The 20790-nt window shown below is 71.0% G+C and carries 19 protein-coding genes and 1 tRNA gene; 11 read left to right on the forward strand and 9 right to left on the reverse strand.

The features are described from left to right. Positions 1–100 precede the first annotated feature (100 nt). From V3T34_RS02320 to V3T34_RS02340, 5 genes are all read left to right on the forward strand, one after another. Positions 101–871 (forward strand): ABC transporter ATP-binding protein, encoded by a 771-nt coding sequence (locus tag V3T34_RS02320; RefSeq protein WP_091887611.1) that lies wholly within the window; start codon positions 101–103, stop codon positions 869–871. A 92-nt stretch (positions 872–963) separates the two neighbouring features. After that, positions 964–1818, forward strand: coding sequence for an ABC transporter permease (locus V3T34_RS02325; protein ID WP_244533590.1), 855 nt, complete (start codon positions 964–966; stop codon positions 1816–1818). Positions 1819–2007: 189 nt separating this feature from the next. After that, positions 2008–3024 (forward strand): ABC transporter substrate-binding protein, encoded by a 1017-nt coding sequence (locus V3T34_RS02330; protein ID WP_060848939.1) that lies wholly within the window; start codon positions 2008–2010, stop codon positions 3022–3024. Positions 3025–3145: 121 nt separating this feature from the next. Further along, on the forward strand, positions 3146–3352 hold the full coding sequence (locus tag V3T34_RS02335) for a hypothetical protein (RefSeq protein ID WP_060848940.1): 207 nt from the start codon (positions 3146–3148) through the stop codon (positions 3350–3352). 139 nt (positions 3353–3491) lie between these two features. After that, positions 3492–3713, forward strand: a complete 222-nt coding sequence (locus V3T34_RS02340) for a hypothetical protein (RefSeq protein ID WP_060848941.1) — start codon at positions 3492–3494, stop codon at positions 3711–3713. A gap of 10 nt (positions 3714–3723) precedes the next feature. Here V3T34_RS02340 and V3T34_RS02345 read toward each other — a convergent pair whose 3' ends face one another. Continuing rightward, a complete protein-coding gene (locus tag V3T34_RS02345) occupies positions 3724–4113 on the reverse strand; it encodes a response regulator (protein ID WP_060848942.1) in 390 nt (129 codons plus the stop codon). Positions 4114–4433: 320 nt separating this feature from the next. Here V3T34_RS02345 and V3T34_RS02350 point away from each other — a divergent pair. Continuing rightward, a tRNA-Ser gene (locus V3T34_RS02350) sits at positions 4434–4523 on the forward strand. A 326-nt stretch (positions 4524–4849) separates the two neighbouring features. Here V3T34_RS02350 and V3T34_RS02355 read toward each other — a convergent pair. After that, on the reverse strand, positions 4850–5230 hold the full coding sequence (locus V3T34_RS02355; protein WP_060848952.1) for a response regulator: 381 nt from the start codon (positions 5228–5230) through the stop codon (positions 4850–4852). Between the two features lie 222 nt (positions 5231–5452). Here V3T34_RS02355 and V3T34_RS02360 point away from each other — a divergent pair, with 222 nt between their 5' ends. Beyond that, on the forward strand, positions 5453–5806 hold the full coding sequence (locus V3T34_RS02360; protein ID WP_305077039.1) for a hypothetical protein: 354 nt from the start codon (positions 5453–5455) through the stop codon (positions 5804–5806). Between the two features lie 56 nt (positions 5807–5862). After that, a complete protein-coding gene (locus tag V3T34_RS02365) occupies positions 5863–6843 on the forward strand; it encodes a ferredoxin reductase domain-containing protein (protein WP_060848953.1) in 981 nt (326 codons plus the stop codon). 7 nt (positions 6844–6850) lie between these two features. Here the strand turns inward: V3T34_RS02365 and V3T34_RS02370 are convergent, their stop codons facing one another. The 5 genes from V3T34_RS02370 to V3T34_RS02390 form a co-directional block, all read right to left on the reverse strand. After that, entirely contained in the window at positions 6851–7714 is an 864-nt protein-coding gene (locus V3T34_RS02370; protein WP_305077029.1) for an MBL fold metallo-hydrolase, read from the reverse strand. An 81-nt stretch (positions 7715–7795) separates the two neighbouring features. Next, a complete protein-coding gene (locus V3T34_RS02375) occupies positions 7796–8827 on the reverse strand; it encodes an SDR family oxidoreductase (protein WP_060849607.1) in 1032 nt (343 codons plus the stop codon). A gap of 142 nt (positions 8828–8969) precedes the next feature. After that, positions 8970–12158 carry an efflux RND transporter permease subunit gene (locus tag V3T34_RS02380; protein WP_060848955.1) on the reverse strand — a complete coding sequence of 1063 codons (3189 nt, stop codon included), beginning with the start codon at positions 12156–12158 and terminating at the stop codon, positions 8970–8972. 106 nt (positions 12159–12264) lie between these two features. Then, positions 12265–13398, reverse strand: coding sequence for an efflux RND transporter periplasmic adaptor subunit (locus V3T34_RS02385; RefSeq protein WP_091888094.1), 1134 nt, complete (start codon positions 13396–13398; stop codon positions 12265–12267). 201 nt (positions 13399–13599) lie between these two features. Next, positions 13600–13920 (reverse strand): rhodanese-like domain-containing protein, encoded by a 321-nt coding sequence (locus tag V3T34_RS02390; RefSeq protein ID WP_060848957.1) that lies wholly within the window; start codon positions 13918–13920, stop codon positions 13600–13602. A 247-nt stretch (positions 13921–14167) separates the two neighbouring features. Between V3T34_RS02390 and V3T34_RS02395 the strand changes: the two genes are divergently transcribed. Together V3T34_RS02395 and puuE are read left to right on the forward strand one after the other, a co-directional pair. Beyond that, entirely contained in the window at positions 14168–15448 is a 1281-nt protein-coding gene (locus V3T34_RS02395) for a glycosyltransferase family 4 protein (protein WP_305077030.1), read from the forward strand. Positions 15449–15859: 411 nt separating this feature from the next. Beyond that, on the forward strand, positions 15860–17302 hold the full coding sequence (gene puuE / locus V3T34_RS02400; RefSeq protein ID WP_305077031.1) for an allantoinase PuuE: 1443 nt from the start codon (positions 15860–15862) through the stop codon (positions 17300–17302). A 331-nt stretch (positions 17303–17633) separates the two neighbouring features. On the opposite strand, the gene V3T34_RS02405 is transcribed toward puuE, so the two are convergent. Next, positions 17634–18467: an NAD-dependent epimerase/dehydratase family protein gene (locus V3T34_RS02405; protein WP_244537618.1), complete on the reverse strand. Its 834-nt coding sequence runs from the start codon at positions 18465–18467 to the stop codon at positions 17634–17636. Between the two features lie 166 nt (positions 18468–18633). On the opposite strand from V3T34_RS02405, the gene V3T34_RS02410 reads away from it, so the two are divergent. Beyond that, positions 18634–19569: an SMP-30/gluconolactonase/LRE family protein gene (locus V3T34_RS02410; RefSeq protein ID WP_305077032.1), complete on the forward strand. Its 936-nt coding sequence runs from the start codon at positions 18634–18636 to the stop codon at positions 19567–19569. 22 nt (positions 19570–19591) lie between these two features. On the opposite strand, the gene speB is transcribed toward V3T34_RS02410, so the two are convergent. Further along, positions 19592–20635, reverse strand: coding sequence for an agmatinase (gene speB, locus V3T34_RS02415; RefSeq protein ID WP_305077033.1), 1044 nt, complete (start codon positions 20633–20635; stop codon positions 19592–19594). Positions 20636–20790: the final 155 nt, after the last annotated feature.

Below are 20790 nucleotides of genomic sequence, written 5' to 3' on the forward strand. Positions count from 1 at the left end.
TCGGCGACAGGTTCGGACCCTACCCCACGCTCCAACGCCCGGCCAAGCGCATGCCGCGAGGAAGCCGGGCCAAGCGACGAAGATCCGGGGAGGCACCGCCATGAACGCACGTCCGACCATCATTCCCGAGCCGCTGCTCCAGGTCGAGGGCGTCACGCTCCAGTACAAGACGACCGATCATCTGGTCACCGCGACCTACCGGGTCGATTTCGAGGTGATGCCGGGCGACCGCTACATCCTTCTCGGGCCGTCGGGCTGCGGCAAGTCCACGCTGCTCAAGGCGATCGGCGGCTACATGACCCCGGTCGAGGGCGAGATCAAGCTCAAGGGCCGCAAGGTCACCGAACCCGGCCCCGACCGGATGATGGTCTTCCAGGAATTCGACCAGCTCCTGCCGTGGAAGACGGTCAAGCAGAACGTCGCCTTCGCGCTGACCGCCAGCGGCCGCGCCACCGGCACGGAGGCCATGGACCGGGCGATGTCCTACATCGAGAAGGTCGGCCTGGCGAAGTTCGCCGATTCCTTCCCCCACATGCTGTCGGGCGGCATGAAGCAGCGCGTGGCCATCGCCCGCGGCATGGCGATGGAGCCCGACATCCTGCTGATGGACGAGCCCTTCGCGGCCCTCGACGCGCTGACCCGGCGCAAGATGCAGGACGAGCTCCTGCGCCTGTGGGACGACACCCGTTTCACGGTGCTGTTCGTCACCCACTCGATCGAGGAGGCGATCAAGGTCGGCACCCGCATCCTGCTGCTATCGCCCCATCCGGGCCAGGTCAAGGCCGAGCTCAACAGCCTGCCGGCCTCGGAGCTCGGCACCGCCGCGCAGGGCGCCCTCGAGACCCGCATCAACGACATGCTGTTCGCCTGACAATCACACGATCCGGGAGACACGCCGTGACCGCCACCCTGGCCCCGCTTTCCTCACCGTCCCTCGCCTCGCCGCCCCTCGCCTCGCCTCTGTTGACGCAGCGGCCCGAGATCGTGCGCGAGACCTCCGCCTCGGGCGCCATCAGCGTCGAGCAGCGCCTGTCCTTCGCCGAGCTCGCCTACCGCCAGAGCTGGCTGCGCAAGGCCGCCGTCCTGGCGGTCCTGGCGGTGATCTGGGAGGCCTACGGCCGCTGGCTCGACAACCCGCTGCTGTTCCCGACCTTCTCGGCCACCGTCGAGGCCTTCGCCGCCGCGATCCTGAGCGGCGAGATCCCGACCAAGGCGCTGGTCTCGCTCCAGACGCTCGCCATCGGCTACGGCATCGGCATCGTGCTGGCCGCCCTGCTCACCACGCTGGCCATCGGCTCGCGGATCGGCACCGACCTGCTCGAAACGCTGACCGCGATGTTCAACCCGCTGCCGGCGATCGCCCTCCTGCCGCTGGCGCTGATCTGGTTCGGCCTCGGCCAGGGCAGCGTGGTCTTCGTTCTCGTTCACTCGGTGCTGTGGGCGATCGCGCTCAACACCCATGCGGGCTTCCGCTCGGTCTCGAACACGCTGCGGATGGTCGGGCTGAACTACGGCCTGCGCAACCTGTCCCTGGTGCGGGCGATCCTGATCCCGGCGGCCTTCCCGTCGATCCTCACCGGCCTCAAGGTCGGCTGGGCCTTCGCCTGGCGCACGCTGATCGCCGCGGAGCTGGTCTTCGGCGTCTCCTCGGGTTCGGGCGGGCTCGGCTGGTACATCTTCGAGAACCGCAACGCGCTCGAGACCACCAACGTCTTCGCCGGCCTGTTCACCGTCATCATGATCGGCCTGTTCGTCGAGAACGTGATCTTCGCCAACATCGAGAAGAAGACAATCCGCCGCTGGGGCATGCAGCACTAGAGCGCTTCACGATCGCCTTGTAATCGCGAAGCTCTCTAAGTCTTTGTTTCATCGCAATTTCCAAGACGAACCGGCATCCGGTCCGTCGGAAAATGCTCCCGCGCCCATGCCCCCTGGACCCGGCGCGGTCCGGGGGGCAAAGACGACCCGCAAGAACCACGGCAAGAACGACGAAAACGGGAGGATCCCATGTTCGCACGCAAGCTCCTCGGCCTCGCCGCCGGCGCCGCCCTGGCGCTCACGATGGGCCTCGGCCCGCTCCGCGCCGAGGTGTCGGAGATCCGCATCTCGAAGGGCTACGGCGTCCTCTACCTGCCGCTCTTCGTGATGCAGGAGAAGAAGTTCCTCGAGTCCCAGGCCGCCAAGGCGGGGCTCGGCGACGTCAAGGTGACCTGGCTGACGCTGGATGGCGGCAACGTCATCAACGACGCGATGATCGCCGGCTCGCTCGACATCGCCGGCACCGGCGCGCCGGGCTTCCTGGCGCTGTGGTCGAAGGGCCGCGGCAGCCCGAAGACCGAGGTGATCGGCGTCTCGGGCATGTCGGCCACCGCCCTCGATCTCAACGTCAACAAGCCGGAGATCAAGTCGCTCGCCGACTTCACCCCGAAGGACAAGATCGCGATCCCCGGCATCAAGACCTCGCTCGCCGCGGTGGTGCTGCAGATGGCGGTGGCCAAGCAGTTCGGGCCCGAGAACTACACCAAGCTCGATTCGAGCACCGTCGGCCTGCCCCACCCCGAGGCGGTCGCCGCACTGCTGTCCGGCCGGACCGAGATCGTCGGCCACTTCGCCTCGCCGCCCTTCACCAACGTCGAGCGGGCCGACCCGAAGGTGCGCACGATCCTCAAGGCGTCGCAGATCTTCGGCAACATCACCCTCGACGTGGTGTTCGCGCTCAAACGCTTCACCGAGGCGAACCCGAAGACGACCCTGGCCTTCCTGGCCGCCCTCGACGAGGCCTGCGACTTCATCACCACCAACAAGGCCGAGACCGCCGAGATCTTCGCCCGTGCCTCGAAGGTGAAGGTGTCGCCCCAGGAGGTCGCCCAGATCCTGGAGGATCCCGACAGCAAGTTCTCGGCGACCCCGCACGGCATCATGGAGTTCGTCACCTTCATGAACCGGGCCGGCATCATGAAGACCAAGCCCGCCACCTGGCAGGATCTGTTCATCCCGGCCCTGCGCGAGCGCGCCGGGAGCTGAGCCCCGCCGTCCCGGCCCCTCCGGGCGATGGCGGAATATTTTCATAACGGAGCCCTGCCGCGCCACCGCGCGGCGGGGTTTTTTAACCAACCGTTAAGCCTGTCCGCCCGTGATGGCGGCCATGCCGACTCACGCGACGACCGCTTCGCCGACCCTCGACCCGCTCGAGGATGCCCGGGATCTCCAGGCCAGCATCGCGGCCCTGCGCCTTCTCCTGAAAGCCCAGGGCCGCCAGTTCGAGGCGATCGAGCGCCGCCTCTCCCCGCCCGGCAGCCCGGCCGAGACGGGGGCTCGGCGCCTGCGCGCCCTCAAGGCCGGCGGCGCCTGACGCGGGGAGCGATTCAACCAAGAAGTGCGCCCACGCGAGTCGTGCACGCCGGTGACCAAGCCGTAACCGTGATCGACTTGAGGATGGACCGCGCCCTCCCGCTCTGCGTTATCCAGTTGACAGTGAGAGGAGAGGAAGCGTGGACACCTGCAGCGGGACGCCCGTCAGCCTGACCCTGGGTCGATGCAAAATCGAGGGCGTCCTGCGGGCCGTGGGCGAGACCGTCGACATGCCCGCCGAGGCGGGCCATCCGGCGCGTCGGCTGCGCAACCTGATCCTCGATTTCGGGTCGGCCTGCGCCCCGGTCGAGGTCTGGCTGGCCGAGCCGCCGCAGCCTGGCCCGGCCGTCGCCCCGACCTGACGCGGCCCGCTCAGGGCTTCATCAGGGTCCTGAGGACGTCGAGGATGTCGTCGCCGCGGCAGGGCCGGGCGACGAAGCGGGCATGGGACGGCATCCGCTCCGGATCCGGCTTGCTGCGCCCCGAGACGACGACGATCGGCAGGTCGGGCCGCATCTGCTCGGCCGCGCGGGCGAGGTCGAAGCCGTCGGTCTTGCCGGACAGTTCCACGTCGGTGATCAGCGCGACGATGTCGGTTCGCGCGGTCAGGAGGCCGAGGGCCCGCTCGGCCGAGGCCGATTGCAGCGCCTCGTAGCCGGCCGCGTCCAGGACGTCGCTGAGATCCATGATCGTCAGCGCCTCGTCCTCCACGACCAGGACCACCGGCCGCTCGTCCTTGGCAGTCACGGTGTCGTTTCCCATGTCGCCCGTTCTCACGTCGCCTGTCCTTGCCGGTCGGGCCCGATCCGGACGCCCGCCCGGGATGGGCGCGGGGTCCGGGGGCTGTCTCCTGGTGTCGCTCGGCCGATTCGGCCGGCCGCCGCGGACGCGCCGGCCGTTGATCGAAACGGCCGATACCCTGCACAGGTTGCAGCGGCCCTTCGTCCGGCGTCCGATCTTCCCCTCCCCGGCCCGACAGGAATTCGCCGCCCCGACGATCTCGCGCTTGCGCCGCGGCCCCAGCCCCGCTAGAGGACGGCACCCGACCTGCACGGGCGCCCAGCGCCCCGCAGATCTGGCCCGGAGAGGTGGCCGAGTGGTTGAAGGCGCACGCCTGGAACGCGTGTATACGGGCAACCGTATCGAGGGTTCGAATCCCTCTCTCTCCGCCAACCGCCAGTCCAGGGCGGTCCCCATGAATACAGATCAGTCCCCAAGGCCGTCGCAGTTCGGGCCTGTGCGCTGACTGGCCCAATTTCCAAAAAAGACTTATTGTTTGCCCGGGTCCGGCCGACGTGGATCGGTGGGGCGGACAGGGGGGCACGGCCTCGACGCGCCGTAACCCGGCGTGCCCTGGATCCCGTCGTCCGGGTCGATCGTCACGCCGATCGCCCGGTACCGCCCCGGCCCTCCCCCTTAGTGCACCTCACAAAACTCCCGCCGCAATGTCGCTGCCACAGCAAGCCGAGGCGGTGATCGGGAGTTTTGTGAGAGACACCTAGACCCGCTCGCCCCCGGTGAGCTCCCCGCACAGCGCGCCCAGGGCCTCGACCAGGCGCTCAGGGTTCAGGGGTTTTCTCAGCATCGGCAGGTCCGGCCACAGGAGCCGCATCGCGCGCGGCAGCACGCCGCCGGTGCAGATCAGGACCGGGATGCCCTTGGCGATCAGGCCCTCGGCGGTGGGCGTAGCCTCGCCGTCGGCGAGGTTGAGATCGAGGATCGCGACGTCGATCGCCTCGAGGTCGATCAGCGCCAGGGCCTCGCGGTTGGTGCGGGCCGGGCCGACGGCGTGGGCGTTCGCGCCGGTCACGATCTCGGTCAGCTCCAGGGCGACCAGCGCCTCGTCCTCGACGATCAGCACCCGTCGTCCGTCCAGCATCGCGATCTCCGTCGGTTCGGAGCCGGGCGAATCGGTGCCCGTCCCCGTGATCCGCGGCGAGAGTGTGTCGGAGGCCGGGCCCGGTCAATCGGGCGGATGCGACGCATGGGATTAAAGGCTCCTTAACCATGTTGCCGGCATGGTTTGCCGAGCCGTGATCGGCAACGGCGCGTCCATCGGGGCGCGGTCCGGACGGCTGGGACGAGGGGCGGAGTGTCGGCGATGGGCGAGGCGGCGTTGAACATCGCGGGCCAGGAGCGGGGCAGCCCGGATTTCGATCTGGTGCGGCGCCTGCTGCTCCCGCCGGGCTGGCTCGGCCCCCGGCCCTACCGGCTGCCCGAGCCCGACGAGGCGCCCGAGGAAGACCTCGACGAGCTGGTCGCCCAGCTCGAGGCCGAGAACCAGGTGATGAAGGCGGTGATCCGCTCCGAGCGCGAGGCGGCCGCCGAGCTGCGGGCGCAGGTCGCGGCGCTCACCACCCAGCAGGCCCAGGACGACACGATCCAGGACGACCTGCGGGCCGACCGCGACCGCTGGGCCTCCCTGGTCGAGCGCCTGCTGTTCGCCTCCCGGTGAGGCGCCCCCCTCATCGACCCGAGATCGCGGGACCCCGCAGTCGCACGGAGACGGCCATGAGCCCCCGCTGCTCGCTCGTCGTCAACGGCAAGCCCGTCCGTGTGGCGACCGGCGACACGCCCCTCGATGCCGCCTTGCCCCGGAACGTGGCGGCCGGCCGCGACGGGGTGATCCAGGACGCGCAGCTTCCGGACGCCCTACCGCGCCTGCGCAACACCAGCCGCGCCAGGCCTCGCCTCGGCGACGGCGCCGCCACCCGGCCCGGCCCCGCCCCCTCGCCGCTCGCGGTGCTGCGCACGGTGAAGCGCGCCGGCACGCTGCTGTCCGTCACCCCGCTCTCGGGCGCGGTGGTCGAGGTGGTGGTCACCGTCTCGCGCGATCTCGACGTGGCGCCCGGCCAGGCGGTCGAGGTCGCCTTCGCGGGGGTGCCGGCGCGGCCCTACTGCCCGACCCAGCGCATCGACGGCAACACCGAGCTCAACGAGCTCGTCTTCCACCTGCGCCGCGACGCCGGCGCGCTCGGTCCCGCCCTCGGCGGGGCGGTGCAGCCCGGCCACGTCGTGCGCATCAAGGGACCGGCCGGCGGCATCCCGTACCGTCCCGGGCCCGGCCGCCTGATCCTGGTTTCGGCCGAGACCGGCTTCGCGCCGATCTGGGCGATCGCCCGGGCGGCGCGCCACCGCGAGATCGCCCGCGAGATGGTGGTGGTGGCCGGCGCGGCGGATGCCGACGACCTCTACATGCGTCCCGGCCTCGACTGGCTGCGCGCCACCGGCGTGCAGCAGATCACGCTCGCCGCGAGCCGCGACCGCCGCGGCCAGGCCGACGTGCGCCACGGGCCCGTGACCGCCCACCTGCCGACCCTGCGCGGCAGCGACACGGTCCACGTCGCCGGCCCGCCGGACATCGTGCGGGCGGTCGAGCGGCTGTGCGACAGCGTCGGCGCGACCTGCGCCGCCCTTCCCTTCCTGCCGTCGCGCAGCCGCGCCCGCAGCCTGGTCACCCCGGGGGATACCGGGGCGCAGTTCGGGCTCTGACTGGCCGTCAGCGCAGGTCGGAGACCGGCACCGGGTAGGCGTGCGGCCGCCCGGCCAGCATCGCGTCGATCAGGGCGAGCACCTCCGCCCGCCCGACATTCGCCGCCTGCTCGAAGGGCGTCCAGGTCTGGTGAAAGTCGAGCGCCGCGAAGACGTCGCGGTAGCGCGTGAGTTCCGCGTGGGTGAGCGGCACGCCGCGCACGAATGCCTTGTGGGCCGAGATGGTCAGGGCCTCGCGCGGGTTGTCCGGGTTCAGCTCGAACTTCAGCGCGTCGCCGCAGAACACGATGCCGCGGGCGCGGTCGTGCAGCACGGCGTGGCCGTCGAAATGGCCGGCGGTGCGATGCAGGGTCAGGCCCGGCAGCGGCTCCAATACGTCGTCGTACGGCCAGGACACCTGGAGCGCCGCGCTCCAGGTAAAGTCGGCGGCGGGCAGGCAGAGCTCGGGGTCGAAGCGGTCCTGAAGCTGGGGCAGCGCGCCGTAGCTGTGCGGGTGCGAGGCCGACAGCATTGTCATGCCCCCGAGGGATTCGATGTGGTCGAGCGCCGCCTCGCTGAAGACCGGGCAGCCCTCGAAGCCCATGTTGCCGTCCGGCGTGACGATCAGGTAGGCGCTCGGCCCGATGCCGGTAACCGGCTCGTTCCAGAACTTCCACACGCCGGCCTCGACCTCCTCCCAGTGGCACGGGAACGATCCTTGCGCCTCCGCCACGTCGCGGAAGCGCCAGCCGTCCTGGGGCACGACGTGGCGGGCGTCGAGGCATAGCGGGCAGCTCGGCGGCGCCGCGAAGTGGCGCTGCCAGAAGCCGCAATTGTCGCAGACGAAGCTGGGAAGCTTGAGGGCGCCCGCGAAGGGCAGGTAACCGGGCACGCGAGACCTATCGGGGCGAAGCGGGAGGATGCCGCCGGAGATAGGGCGAGCGCGCCGGACCGTCGACGCGGGGGCGCCGCGTCAGAACACCCGCGGCAGGAGCCGGCGACGACGGCGCCCGAGGCGGCGCGCCGCCCCGGCCCCGAGGGCGAGGGCCGCCACGCCCCCGACGGCGAGCGCCGCGAGACCGGCGACGAGGACGTCGCGCTGGCGGTCGGTGACGAACTCGCTGCGGGTCGGCGTGGTCTTGTCGGCGAATTTCCCGTCGATCGCGGCCGGACCGGGCGCCGGCGCGAACAGGTTGCCGGGCTTGTCCGGGGCCGCCTCGCCGATCTGTGCGTCCCAGCCGCGCGCCATGAACCGGTCCGAGAGCGCCGGCGAGACAACCTGCATCAGGCCCATCTGCATGGTCGAGCGGCCGACATAGATGTCGCGGCGGCGATGGTCGGCCGCGAACCGGATCGCGTCGGCGCAGAGCCGCGGGTCGAAGACCGGGGCCGGGATGTCCTGCTCGGCACCCGTGCGGGTGCGGGCCCAGCCGAATTGCGGCGTGTTCACCGCCGGCAGGTAGACGACCGTCAGGTTGATCTCGACGCCCTCGTGCAGGAACTCGGAGCGCAGGCCGTCGGTGAAGCCGGTCACCGCGTGCTTGGCGGCGCAGTAGGGCACCTGCAGAGGCATCGCGCGAAGCCCCAGGCCCGAGCTGACCTGCACGATGGTGCCGCGGTTGCGCCCGCGCATGTGCCGCAGCGCGGCGAGCGTGCCCCAGACCTGGCTGAGATAGGTGGTCTCGGTCACCCGCCGCCATTCCTCGGGCGCGATCTCGGGGGCGGGCGCGACGATCGACGACATCGCGTTGTTGACCCAGGTGTCGATCGGCCCGAGCTCGGCCTCGAACCGGTCGGCGGCATCGTTCACCGCCTCCACGTCGGCGACGTCGGCGGAGATCGCCAGGACCGCGCCGCCGTGCCGGCGCAGGGCCGCTTCGGCGTCGCGCAGGCGGCCCTCGTCGCGGGCGACGATCCCGACCGACCACCCGTCCCTGGCAAACGCGTGGGCGGTCGCCAGACCGATCCCCGCCGTACCGCCCGTCACCACCGCCACCCGTGCCACGCGCACCTCCCGAACCTCGAATCAGGCCGGCAATGCGGGAGCCGGGCTGGCGGTTCGGGGGCGGCGATGCCGCACCCGAGACGACGACGCCCCCGGACGGTGCCGTCCGGGGGCGTCGATTCGCGTCAGGCCGTGGATCCGGTCACCGCGCCGGCTCGGGCTCGCCGGGATGCTCCTCGACGCCGCGCCAGCGATTGATGCGGATCAGGATGTTGCGGATCACGACGTAGAAGACCGGGGTCAGGAACAGGCCGAAGATCGTGGCACCCAGCATGCCGAACAGCACCGCGGTGCCGAGCGCCTGGCGCATCTCGGCGCCCGGGCCGGTGGCGAAGGCGAGCGGCACCACGCCGAGGATGAACGCGAAGGCGGTCATCAGGATCGGGCGCAGGCGAAGCCGGCAGGCCTCGACGGCCGCCGCGACGGGGCCCCGGCGCTCGCTCTCCTCGATCTGGTGGGCGAACTCGACGATCAGGATCGCGTTCTTGGCCGCCAGACCGATCAGCACGATGAGGCCGATCTGGGTCAGGATGTTGTTGTCCTGGCCCCGGAACTGCACGCCCGCCAGGGCCGCGAGCACGCCGGTCGGCACCACCAGCAGGATCGAGAGCGGCAGCGCCCAGGATTCGTACTGGGCGGCGAGCACCAGGAAGACCAGCAGCACGCCGAGCGCGAAGACGTAGATCGCCGTGTTGCCGACCGCCTTTTCCTGGAAGGCGATGTCGGTCCACTCGAAGCTCATGCCGTCGGGCAGGGTCTGGCGGGCGAGCTTCTCCATCGCGTCGAGGGACTGGCCCGAGGAGATGCCCGGCTTCGCGTCGCCCTGCACGGGAATCGAGTAGAACAGATTGAATCGTTGGACGATCTGGGGGCCCGAGATGTCGCGGATGCTGGCGAGCGTCCCCATCGGCACGAGCGCGCCGGTGGAGGAGCGGACCTTCAGCCGCTCGATGTCGGACTTCTCCATCCGGTACTTGGCGTCGGCCTGGGCGCGGACCTGGTAGACGCGGCCGAAGGTGTTGAAATCGTTGACGTAGGCGCCGCCGAGGTTGACTTGGAGCGTCGAGAACACGTTGGCGAGCGGCACGTTCAGCATCCGCGCCACCGTGCGGTCGATGTCGAGGTAGATCTGCGGCGTGTCGTTGCCGAAGGTGGTGAAGACGCGGGTCAGCGCCGGGTCGCGGTTGGCCGCGCCGATGAGATCGCCCGAGACCTGGAGTAGCCGGGCGATGTCGGAGCCCTCGCGGCTCTGGACCTGCATCTTGAAGCCGCCGGCATTGCCCAGGCCCCGCACCGGCGGCGGCGGGATCGCGATGATCCGGGCTTCCTGCATCGGCGCGGTCTTGGCGAGCACGGCCTGGAGGATCTTGCCGGCGGTCAGGCCCTTCTCCAGGCGCTCCTTGAACGGCTTGAGCGGCAGGAACATCACCGCGCCGTTGGTGGTGTTGGTGAAGGTCGCGCCGTCGAAGCCCGCGATGACGACGGTGTTGCCGACGCCGTCGATGTCGAGGGAGCGGCGCGAGACCTCCTGCACCACCGCGGTCGTGCGCTCGAGCGACGAGCCCGGCGGCAGTTGCACCACCACCAGCAGGTAGCCCTGGTCCTGGAGCGGGATGAAGCCCGTCGGCGTGGTGCGCACGAGGTGCAGCACGCCGTAGATCACGCCGGCATAGAGCAGCAGCATGGCGAGCAGCGGCACCAGCCGCCCGGTGAGGAACCGGATCGCCGCCGCGTAGCCGTTGGCGGTGGCGTCGAAGGCGCGGTTGAAGGTGTTGGCCGCCCACGACCCGAACCGGGCGAGGAAGAACCGCGGCCGGTGGTGCTCGGAATGGGGCTTCAGCAGCAGCTTGCAGAGCGCCGGCGACAGCGTCAGCGAGTTGAACATCGAGATGATGGTCGAGGCCGCGATGGTGAGCGCGAACTGCCGGTAGAACTGGCCCGAGATGCCCGGGATGAAGGCGGTCGGGATGAACACCGCCGACAGAACGAGCGCGATGGCGACGACGGCGCCGCCGACCTCGTCCATGGTCTTGTGGGCGGCCTCGCCGGGGGAGAGCCCCTCGGCCATGTTGCGCTCGACGTTCTCCACCACCACGATCGCGTCGTCGACGACGATGCCGATGGCGAGCACGAGGCCGAACAGCGTCAAGTTGTTGAGCGAGAAGCCGAGCAGCGCCATCACCGCGAAGGTGCCGACGAGCGACACCGGGATCGCGATGATCGGGATGATCGCGGTGCGCCAGCTCTGCAGGAAGATCAGGATGACGACGACGACGAGGATGACCGCCTCGCCGAGCGTCTTGTAGACCTCGTGCACCGATTCGGCGATGAACTCGGTCGGGTTGTAGGCGATCTTGAATTCGAGGCCGGGGGGGAAGTCCTTGGCCAGCGTCTTCATCAAGGCCTGGACCTGCTCGGCCGCCTCGAGCGCGTTGGTGCCGGGACGCTGGAACACGCCGATGCCGATCGCCGGCTGGCCGTTGAGGAACGACTTCGTCGTGTAGTCCTTCTGGCCGAGTTCGACCCGGGCGATGTCGGAGACCCGCACCAGCCGCCCGTCGGACGCCTTGACGATGACCTTGCGGAACTCGCTCGGGTCCTGGAACCGCCCTTGCGTCTGGACCGTGAGCTGGAACGCCTGGCTCGCGGGTGCCGGCGGCGCGCCGAGCGCACCCGAGGCGACCTGGACGTTCTGCTCCTGCAGCGCGTTGATCACGTCGGTGGTCGAGAGCTGGTAGGAGGCGAGCTTGTTCGGGTCGAGCCAGAGCCTGAGCGCGTATTCCGAGCCGCCGAACACCGTGATGTCGCCGACGCCGTTGAGGCGCAGCAGCGGATCGCGCAGGCGAAGATAGATGTAGTTGGCCAGATAGTTCTGGTCGAAGGTGCCGTCGGGCGAGAGCACGTGCACGACCATCATCAGGTCGGGCGAGGATTTGCGGACCGTGACGCCGAGGTTGCGCACGTCGCCGGGCAGGCGCGGCTGGGCGACCGAGAGCCGATTCTGGACCAGCACGTTGGCGATGTCGAGGTTGGTGCCGAGCGCGAAGGTGACGGTCAGCTGCATGTTGCCGTCGTTGGTCGACAGCGACGACATGTACAGCATGTTGTCGACGCCGTTGATCTCCTGCTCGATCGGCGTCGCGATGGTGGCCGCCACCGTCTCGGCGTTGGCGCCCGGGTAGGAGGCGCGCACGACGACGGTCGGCGGCACGATCTCGGGATATTGCGAGACCGGCAGCGAGATGTACGAAACGTAGCCGATGATCAGGATGACGATCGAGGTCACCGAGGCGAAGATCGGCCGGTCGACGAAGAAGTGGGCAAAACGCATCGGTGGGCCTCTCGCGCCCTTCGGCTAGTCGGGCGTGGCGCCCCCGCGCGGGCGGGGGCCGTGGCATCCTGACGGGCGCGCCGCCCGGGGCGGGCGGCGCGGCTGGCTATTCGCGGACCGGCGGCAGGTCCTTGCGCTCGGGCGTGATCTTGGCGCCCGGGCGCACCCGGGTCAGGCCGACGATCACGATGGTCTCGTCGCCCTTGAGCCCGTCGCGCACCACCCGGTAGCCGTCGATCTTGGGTCCGGGGCGGATGTTGCGGGGCTGGACCACGTTGTCCTCGCCGACCACGTAGACGAGGCGCTTGTCCTGGTTGGCGCCGATCGCCTCGTCGGGGATCAGTACGCCGCGATAGGGCTTCGAGGCCGGCATGCTGACGATGCCGAACAGGCCCGGCTTGATGAAGCGGTCGGGATTCTCGACGGTGGCGCGCAGGAGCACCGTGCCGGTGGCCTCGTCGACCCGGTTGTCGACGAAGTTGAGCACGCCCTTGCGGGTGGGCTTGGCCTCGCCGGTGAGCGCCACCAGGATCGGCACCGTGTGCTCGTTCTGGGTCGCCCCCATGCCGATCTTGAGCGTGCCCTGGTAGGCCAGGAACGAGCGCTCGTCGACCGTGAACGAGAAGTAGATCGGATCGAGCGAGACGATCGTGGTCAGCATCGTCTGGTCGGTGATGACGATGTTGCCCTCGGTGACGTTGCGCTGCGAGATCCGCCCGTCGATCGGCGAGCGCACCTCGGTGAAGTCGTAGTTGAGCTGGGCCTGGCGCAGGGCCGCGGTGGCGTTGTCGACGTCGGCCTGGGCGGTCTGGGAGTTCTGCCGGCGCTGGTCGGTGACCTGCTCGGAGATGTTGCCCGACCGGCTCAGCGTCTGGGCGCGCTCGAGGTCGGTCTGGCTGAAGTTCAGCCGCGCCTTGGCCGAGTCGAGGGCCGCGGTCGCCTGGTCGAGGGCGGCCTTGTAGGGCCGACGGTCGATGGTGAAGAGCAGGTCGCCCTTCTTCACCACGGCGCCGTCCTGGAAGTGGATCTTCTGCAGGTAGCCGGTGACCCGGGCCCGCACCTCGACGTACTCGATGGCGTTGAAGCGGCCGGTGAAGTCGTCGTGCTCCACCACCTCCTTGACCACGGGCTTGGCGACCGTGACCGTGGGGGGCGGACCGCCCGGAGCCTGGGCCCGCGCCGGCACCCCGGCCAGCAGCAGCAGCGCCGGGATCACCGCCGCCAGCCTCAGCCTGCGCATACTCGTTCTCCCGTTCGTCTTGTGCATGCGGCCCCGCCGGACGCGCAGGAAGATGGGCCGGAGCGCATCCGCGTCGAGGGGCTTGGCCGTCACGGGAACCGCGCCGGCACCGGCGCGGCCCTCCCGGGGCCGTGAACGTCTCGGCCGCCCTCGCGGGCAATGCCTGCGAGGAGCGGATGAATCGGCTATTCCATGGATCGGCTATTCCACGGTCTCGCCGGCATTGGCCCAGTCCTTGAACCCGCCGACGTAGTGCTCCGAGAGGGGGATGCCCTCGCTCTGAAGGTAGTGCAGCGCCCGCGCCGAGCGCACGCCCGCGGCGCAGGACAGGACCGGCCGGCGGCCGTCCGCGGCGATCAAGGCCTGCAGGCGCTCGAGGTCGAAATCCGAGAGCGGGAACGACACCGAGCCCGGGATGTGGCCCGAGGCGAACTCGTTGGGCTCGCGCACGTCGATGAGCAGGACGGAGCCGTCCGCCAGGCCGTTCTTCACCGCTTCCCGATCCAGATCGACGATCGCCATGGTCTCACCCGAACGTCGGCACGCCGCCGACCCACGATCATAGCCGCCGCGTCCGGCTCTTGTCACCGCGACGCGCCGGAGGCTGACGAATGCGATAAATCATCATCGCTCAGGGTTGCAAGGGCAACCATCCACGCGTCGGGGCGCGTCTTGTGCGCTGCCGCACAAGGTGGATTCGGCGGGTCCGCGCCGCAGGTATAGGAACGCGGGCAACCGCGTCACCTTCGCCGAGCCGCCTCAGGACCGCATGCGCCCGCATCCCGTCGCCTTCGACCTCACCCGTCTCGTCACCCGCCTGCGCCATGCGAGCCCGACCGGCATCGACCGGGTCGACCTCGCCTATGCCCGGCACCTCCTGGGGCAGGCCGGACCGCGCTTCGGCCTCGTCTCGACGCCGCTCGGCCCGAAGGTCCTCGACCGGGCGCGGATGACCGCCCTCGTCGAGGGCGCGACCGCCTCCTGGACCGAGGACGTGACGGCCGGCGACGACCCGGTCTACCGCGACCTCGCCGCCCGGCTCGGGCTGCCGGTTCCGGGGGCGGGCACCGGCGCGGCGGCACCCGAGGGCGCGCGGGACCGGCGCAAGCGGCAGCTGCAGGCCTGGCTCACGGCCTTGCGGGCGCCCGGACCCGAGGCGCTGCCGCTGAACGCGCTCTACCTCCACACCTCGCACCTGCGCCTCGACAAGCCCGCGCGGTTCGACTGGCTCTACGACCGGCCGGACGTGCGACCGGTCTTCTTCGTCCACGACCTGATCCCGATCGAGTATCCCGAGTACGGGCGCGACGGCGAGGCCGACCGGCACCGGGTGCGGATGGAGACGGTGGCCCGCCACGCCCAGGCCGTCGTGGTGAACTCGGCCGACGTGGGCCGGCGGTTCTCGGCCCATGTCGCGGGGCTCGGGCGGCGGCCGCCGCCTGTCACCGTCGGCCCGCTCGGGATCGAGGCGGCGTTCCAGGCCGCCCCCTCGCCGCCCCCGGCACGGCCGTTCTTCCTGGTCTGCGGCACGATCGAGCCGAGGAAGAACCTGATCACCCTGCTGTCGGCCTGGCGCGAGCTCGCCGCGCGCCACGGAGCGGCGACGCCGCGTCTCGTCGTCGTCGGGCGCCGGGGCTGGGAGAGCGAGAACGTCATCGACCTCCTCGAGCGCTGCCCGGCGGTGCGCGCCCACGTCACCGAGGCCTCGGGCCTCTCGACCGCCGGGCTGGTCCGGCTGATGGGCCACGCCACCGCGCTGCTGATGCCCTCCTTCGCCGAGGGCTACGGCCTGCCGGTGCTGGAGGCCGCCGCCGCCGGCCTGCCGGTCGTGGCCTCCGACATCCCGGTCCATCGCGAGATCGCGGCGGAGTTCGCGGAATTCCTGCATCCCCTCGACGGCCTGGGCTGGATGCGGGCCGTGGAGGACCTGGCCGCGCCCGGCTCGGGGCTCCGGGGCGAGATGGCGGGACGCCTTTCGGGCTACCGGGCGCCGACCTGGGCCGACCACTTCGCCCGGGTCGATCCGGTGCTGGCGGCGCTGGCGGGGTGACGGTCCGTCCCGGTTTTGCGCCCGGGCTGCCGCAAGGCTAAGGTTACGGCACGATTGCCCTCAAGCCGTCCCGCTCCTCCGGGTGCCGGGTCGGACGCGGGTCCCCTTTCCCGAGTGGGCCAGCGTATTCACACATCGTCCGAGTGCTCTCCTTTTGAAGGTAGCGCGCCTCCCCTCCCCCTTGTGGGGAGGGGCATGGGGGTGGGGGTGGTGCCGGAGAGGCCTCGCGCTGAACGCGGCACCACCCCCACCCCTGCCCCCTCCCCACAAGGGGGAGGGGAAAGCGCGCGCATCAACAAGGGGTTGGCCTTCAAAGGCAACGTGTGAAGCCGCTACCCGGCGGGAAAGGAGATCCCACGCCGGGCCCGGCACCGCTTGGGGCGGCGTCGGCCTCCACCGGACGCAGAACCCATGACCGACTCCCCCTACCCCCGCGACCTCGTCGGCTACGGCCGCACCCCGCCGCACGCGCAATGGCCGGACGGGGCCCGCATCGCGGTGCAGTTCGTCATCAACTACGAGGAGGGCGGCGAGAACTGCCTGCTGCACGGCGACCGGGCGTCCGAGGCGTTCCTGTCGGAGATCGTCGGCGCCCAGGCCTGGCCGGGCCAGCGCCACATGAGCATGGAATCGATCTACGAGTACGGCTCGCGGGTCGGGTTCTGGCGCCTGCACAGGCTCTTCACCGAGCGCGCCCTGCCGGTGACGGTCTACGGCGTCGCCACCGCGCTCCAGCGCAACCCGGACGCGGTGGCGGCGATGCGCGAGGCCGGCTGGGAGATCGCCTGCCACGGCCTCAAGTGGATCGACTACCGCGACTTCTCCTACGAGGAGGAGAAGGCCCACATGAACGAGGCGATCCGCATCCACACCGAGGCGACGGGCGAGCGCCCGCTCGGCTGGTACACGGGCCGGACCTCGGAGAACACGCTGCGGCTGGTGATGGAGGAAGGCGGCTTCCTCTACTCGGCGGATTCCTACGCCGACGACCTGCCCTACTGGGTCGAGGGCCCGCGCGCGCCCCAGCTCGTGGTGCCCTACACGCTGGACGCCAACGATATGCGGTTCGCCACCCCGCAGGGCTTCAACGCCGGCGACCAGTTCTTCGCCTACCTGCGCGACTCCTTCGACGTGCTCTACGCCGAGGGCGCCGAGACGCCCCGGATGCTCTCGATCGGCCTGCATTGCCGCCTCGTCGGCCGGCCGGGCCGCATCGCGGCGCTCGCGCGCTTCCTCGACCACGTCGCGGCGCACGACGACGTGTGGGTGACCCGCCGCATCGACATCGCCCGGCACTGGACCAAGACCCATCCGCCCGCCGGCCTGACCCCGAGCCGGATGGGCCGCGCCCTGTTCGTCGAGAGCTTCGGCGACGTGTTCGAGCACTCCCCCTGGGTGGCGGACGGGGCGCATGCCGCCGGGCTCTCGGGGATGCAGGATTCGGCCGACGGGCTGCACGCCGCGATGGTCGCGGTGATGCGGGCGGCCGAGCCGGCCCGGCAGCTCGCCCTGATCCACGCCCATCCCGACCTCGCCGGCCGGGTGGCGGCGGCCGATCTCGCGCCGGAATCACGCGCCGAGCAGGCCTCGGCCGGCCTCGACGCCCTCGACGCCGAGGGCCGCGCCCGCTTCCTCGATCTCAACGAGCGCTACCGCAGCCGCCACGGCTTCCCCTTCATCATGGCGGTGCGGGGCAGGAGCCCGGACGAGATCCTGGCCCAGCTGGAAGAGCGCCTCGACAACTCCGCCGACGACGAGCGGGCCCGGGCGCTGCAGGAGATCGAGACCATCGCGCTCCTGCGCCTGCGCCAGCGGCTGCCCTCGCTGCCGGACGTCTTCTCGGCCACGGCCTGACGGGAGCGGCCTCGCCCCGGGGACGGCTGCCGTCTCCGGGACAACCTGCTCGACCGCCGCCCGGCCGCGCCCTCACGCCGCCGCGCGGACACCCTCCACCGCGGCGCGGGATCTCGGCGCCCCGTGAGCTGCGACAGGCCTCGATCGGCGTTTCGCTCGCGCGGCCCCTGCAGGCGCCGGGTCCCCCCTCCCCCAATAGAGGAGGGTTCACGCGCGGGGAGCGCAGCGCGCCAGAGCACCTCACGATCGCGTTGCAATCGCGAAGCTCTCTAAGTCTTTGTTTTGGCGCATTTTTTGCGACGAACCGGTTTCCACTTCGTCGGAAAATGCTCTAAGTGCCTCGCTTCGGCCGCCCGGCCTGCGGCGTGTAGTCCATCGTCGTGAAGCTGCCGCCCTGGAGGGTGCGGGCGATCGGGTCGAGGGGGTTCTCCTGCGCTAGGATCTCCTCGGCCCAGTCCTCCGCCGATTGGGTCGGGCGGTAGCCGATCGCCGCGGCGGCGTCCGCGTTGTTCCAGTAGCTGCGCGGGTTGTCCGAGGCGCCCCAGACCGCGACGTAGCCGGGCACCGGCGCCGCGATGCTGCGCAGGACGAGCTGGGCGAGGTCGTCGTGGCCGAGCCAGGTCGAGAGGTGGCGGAACTCCGTCGGCCGCGGCAGGGCGCTGCCGATGCGCAGCGCCACCCCCTCGATGCCGTGGCGGTCCCAGTACATCCGGCCCATCAGCTCGCCCCAGGCCTTGCTCAGGCCGTAGGCGCCGTCGGGCCGGAACGGCGCGTCGGGATCGAGGCGCGACTCCACCGAGTGCATCCCGAAGGCGTGGTTGGAACTGGCGAACACCACCCGGCGCAAGGCGTGGCGCCGCGCCCCTTCATAGATCGCGTGCAGCGCGACGAGGTTGTTCTCGATCACCTCCGGCAGAGGCTTCTCGACGCTGGTGCCGGCCATGTGGACCAGGACCTCGGTGCCTTCGAGCAGCCGGTCGACGGCGTCGGCGTCGCGCAGGTCGCCGGTCGTCACCGTCTCGGCCTCCGAGAGCGGCGTCAGCGCCGTCGGCCCGCCGCCGGAGCGCAGGACGATCCCGGCCGCGAGGAGCCGCGGCCGCAGCACCGCCCCGATCTGCCCGCCCGCTCCCGACAGCGCGACCCGCATCCCCGTTGCCTCGCCCATACGCGCTCCTCCCGTGCCGGCGCCCTTCGGACGGGGCACCTCGGGCGCCATCATCGGGGAGGGCGCGCCCGGCGTCGAGCGTCGAGGCCGCGGATCGCGGGTTGCGTCGGCGCCCGCGGCCCGCGAAGGTCCGCGCCGACAACGACGACAAGGGAGGAACGCCCCCGTGTGGACGCCGACGATCCGGTATCCCGACCCCGCCATCGAGGTCATCGATCCGTCCTTCGCCCGCTACCGGGTGTTCAGCGCCGGGGTCGAGCGTCTCGCCACCGGGTGCCGCTGGAGCGAGGGCCCGGTCTGGTTCGGGGATACGCGCGCCCTCCTGTGGAGCGACATCCCCAACAACCGCATCCTGCGCTACGACGAGGAGACCGGCGCGGTCTCGGCCTTCCGCAAGCCGTCGAACTTCGCCAACGGCAACACCCGCGACCGCCAGGGCCGCCTCGTCACCTGCGAGCATGGCGGGCGGCGGGTGACGCGCACCGAGTACGACGGCGCCGTCACGGTGCTCGCCGACCGTTTCGAGGGCAAGCGCCTCAACTCGCCCAACGACGTGGTGGTGGCCCGTGACGGCGCGGTCTGGTTCACCGACCCGCCCTTCGGCATCCTCGGCAACTACGAGGGCGAGCGGGCCGAGCCCGAACTGCCGCAGAACGTCTACCGGCTCGACCCGGTCACGGGGGTGCTGGAAGCCGCGGCGACCGACCTCGCCGGGCCGAACGGCCTGTGCTTCTCCCCCGACGAATCGATCCTCTACCTCGTCGAGTCGCGGGCGCAGCCGAACCGCCGCATCCTCGCCTTCGACGTCTCGGGGGCACACTTGAGCAACCAGCGCGTCCACATCGATGCCGGCCCCGGCACGCCGGACGGCTTCCGCTGCGACACCGACGGCAACCTGTGGTGCGGCTGGGGCATGGGCGACGACGCCCTCGACGGGGTGATGGTGTTCAACTCCGAAGGACAGCTGATCGGCCGCATCCGCCTGCCGGAGCGCTGCGCCAACCTCTGCTTCGGCGGCCGCCACCGCAACCGGCTGTTCATGGCGGCGAGCCAGTCGCTCTATGCGGTCTACGTCGATGCGCAGGGCGTGGCCGGGGGGTGAGCCCCGGCCCGCGGAAGGGCGGCTAACCGACCTTCCGCCCCGCCGCCACCAGGCACAGCAACTCGAACAGCACCTGCGCGGCGCATTGCGCCGTGTTGCTGGTCGGATCGTATTGCGGCGCCACCTCGACCACGTCGCCGCCGACGATGGTCAGGCCGGCGAGCCCGCGCAGCAGTTCGAGCACCTCGCGGGGGGTGAGCCCGCCCATCTCGGGCGTGCCGGTGCCCGGGGCGAAGCCCGGATCGAGGCTGTCGACGTCGAAGGAGAGGTAGGTGGGCCCGTCGCCCGCGACCTCGCGGGCCCGGGCGATCACCGCGGGAAGGCCGAGCTGCGGCACCTCCTCGGCATGGATCACGGTCATGCCGGAAACGTAGGAGAACTCCCACAGGTACTCGGCGCCGCCGCGGATGCCGATCTGGATCGTGCGCGCCGGATCGAGCACGCCGTCGAGCACCGCCTGGCGGAACGGCCCGCCGTGGTGGAACTTCGAGCCCTCGTAGACGCCGCCGGTGTCGCAATGGGCATCGATGTGGATCATGCCGACCGGGCGCGACGCGCCGACCGCGCGCAGCGTCGCGCGGCTGATCGAGTGGTCGCCGCCCACCGCGAGCGGCACCACGCCGGCCTTCACGACCGTGGCGAAGAAGTCCTCGATGTCCTCGTGGCAACTCTCGAGGGAGAAGCGGCTGCGGAACGGCACGTCGCCGATATCGGCCGCCTTCAGCTCGGCGGCCGGGGTCATGCGCAGGACGTGCTCGTAGGGGCCGACGCGCTCGACCGCCCGCACCGCCCGCGGCCCGTGGCGGGCGCCGGCCCGGTTGGTGACGCCGAGATCCATCGGCACGCCGATCAGCGCCACGTCGAGGCCGCCGAAATCGGGCAGCGTCGCGGCGTCGGGGCGGTAGGGCAGGTCGAGGAAGGTCGCGACGTCGGCGAACGGCCACTTGCGCCGGTCGCTCTCGCTGAATTGCTGGCGCGCCGCCTTGGCGAAATCCGGGTCGTCGATGTCGCCGCCGGTCGCGTCGAGGTAGCGGGCGCGAAGGGCCGCGAGCTTGGCCTGATCCATGGAACAATCCGGGAGGAAGGGCCCGTCGGTCGCCGCCGGCCGGGCGCAGCACTCGGGGGGTCGGCTTCCGCGAAGGGAGCCCCGGCGCGCCCGGCGTGCCCTCGGCCCGCGCCGCCCGGGCGCGACTGAAGCGCAGGCCGGCCGCGCTGGCAAGC

The sequence above is a fragment of the Methylobacterium ajmalii genome (assembly GCF_036448855.1).
GTDB lineage: Bacteria > Pseudomonadota > Alphaproteobacteria > Rhizobiales > Beijerinckiaceae > Methylobacterium > Methylobacterium ajmalii.

Bases quoted from the DNA above. Each gene is read 5' to 3' on its own strand.
- V3T34_RS02320 (WP_091887611.1), top strand. From the start codon at position 101: ATGAACGCACGTCCGACCATCATTCCCGAGCCGCTGCTCCAGGTCGAG.
- V3T34_RS02330 (WP_060848939.1), top strand. From the start codon at position 2,008: ATGTTCGCACGCAAGCTCCTCGGCCTCGCCGCCGGCGCCGCCCTGGCG.
- V3T34_RS02335 (WP_060848940.1), top strand. From the start codon at position 3,146: ATGCCGACTCACGCGACGACCGCTTCGCCGACCCTCGACCCGCTCGAG.
- V3T34_RS02345 (WP_060848942.1), bottom strand. From the start codon at position 4,113: ATGGGAAACGACACCGTGACTGCCAAGGACGAGCGGCCGGTGGTCCTG.
- V3T34_RS02355 (WP_060848952.1), bottom strand. From the start codon at position 5,230: ATGCTGGACGGACGACGGGTGCTGATCGTCGAGGACGAGGCGCTGGTC.
- V3T34_RS02360 (WP_305077039.1), top strand. From the start codon at position 5,453: ATGGGCGAGGCGGCGTTGAACATCGCGGGCCAGGAGCGGGGCAGCCCG.
- V3T34_RS02365 (WP_060848953.1), top strand. From the start codon at position 5,863: ATGAGCCCCCGCTGCTCGCTCGTCGTCAACGGCAAGCCCGTCCGTGTG.
- V3T34_RS02380 (WP_060848955.1), bottom strand. From the start codon at position 12,158: ATGCGTTTTGCCCACTTCTTCGTCGACCGGCCGATCTTCGCCTCGGTG.
- V3T34_RS02385 (WP_091888094.1), bottom strand. From the start codon at position 13,398: ATGCGCAGGCTGAGGCTGGCGGCGGTGATCCCGGCGCTGCTGCTGCTG.
- V3T34_RS02390 (WP_060848957.1), bottom strand. From the start codon at position 13,920: ATGGCGATCGTCGATCTGGATCGGGAAGCGGTGAAGAACGGCCTGGCG.
- V3T34_RS02395 (WP_305077030.1), top strand. From the start codon at position 14,168: ATGCGCCCGCATCCCGTCGCCTTCGACCTCACCCGTCTCGTCACCCGC.
- puuE (WP_305077031.1), top strand. From the start codon at position 15,860: ATGACCGACTCCCCCTACCCCCGCGACCTCGTCGGCTACGGCCGCACC.
- V3T34_RS02405 (WP_244537618.1), bottom strand. From the start codon at position 18,467: ATGGGCGAGGCAACGGGGATGCGGGTCGCGCTGTCGGGAGCGGGCGGG.
- speB (WP_305077033.1), bottom strand. From the start codon at position 20,635: ATGGATCAGGCCAAGCTCGCGGCCCTTCGCGCCCGCTACCTCGACGCG.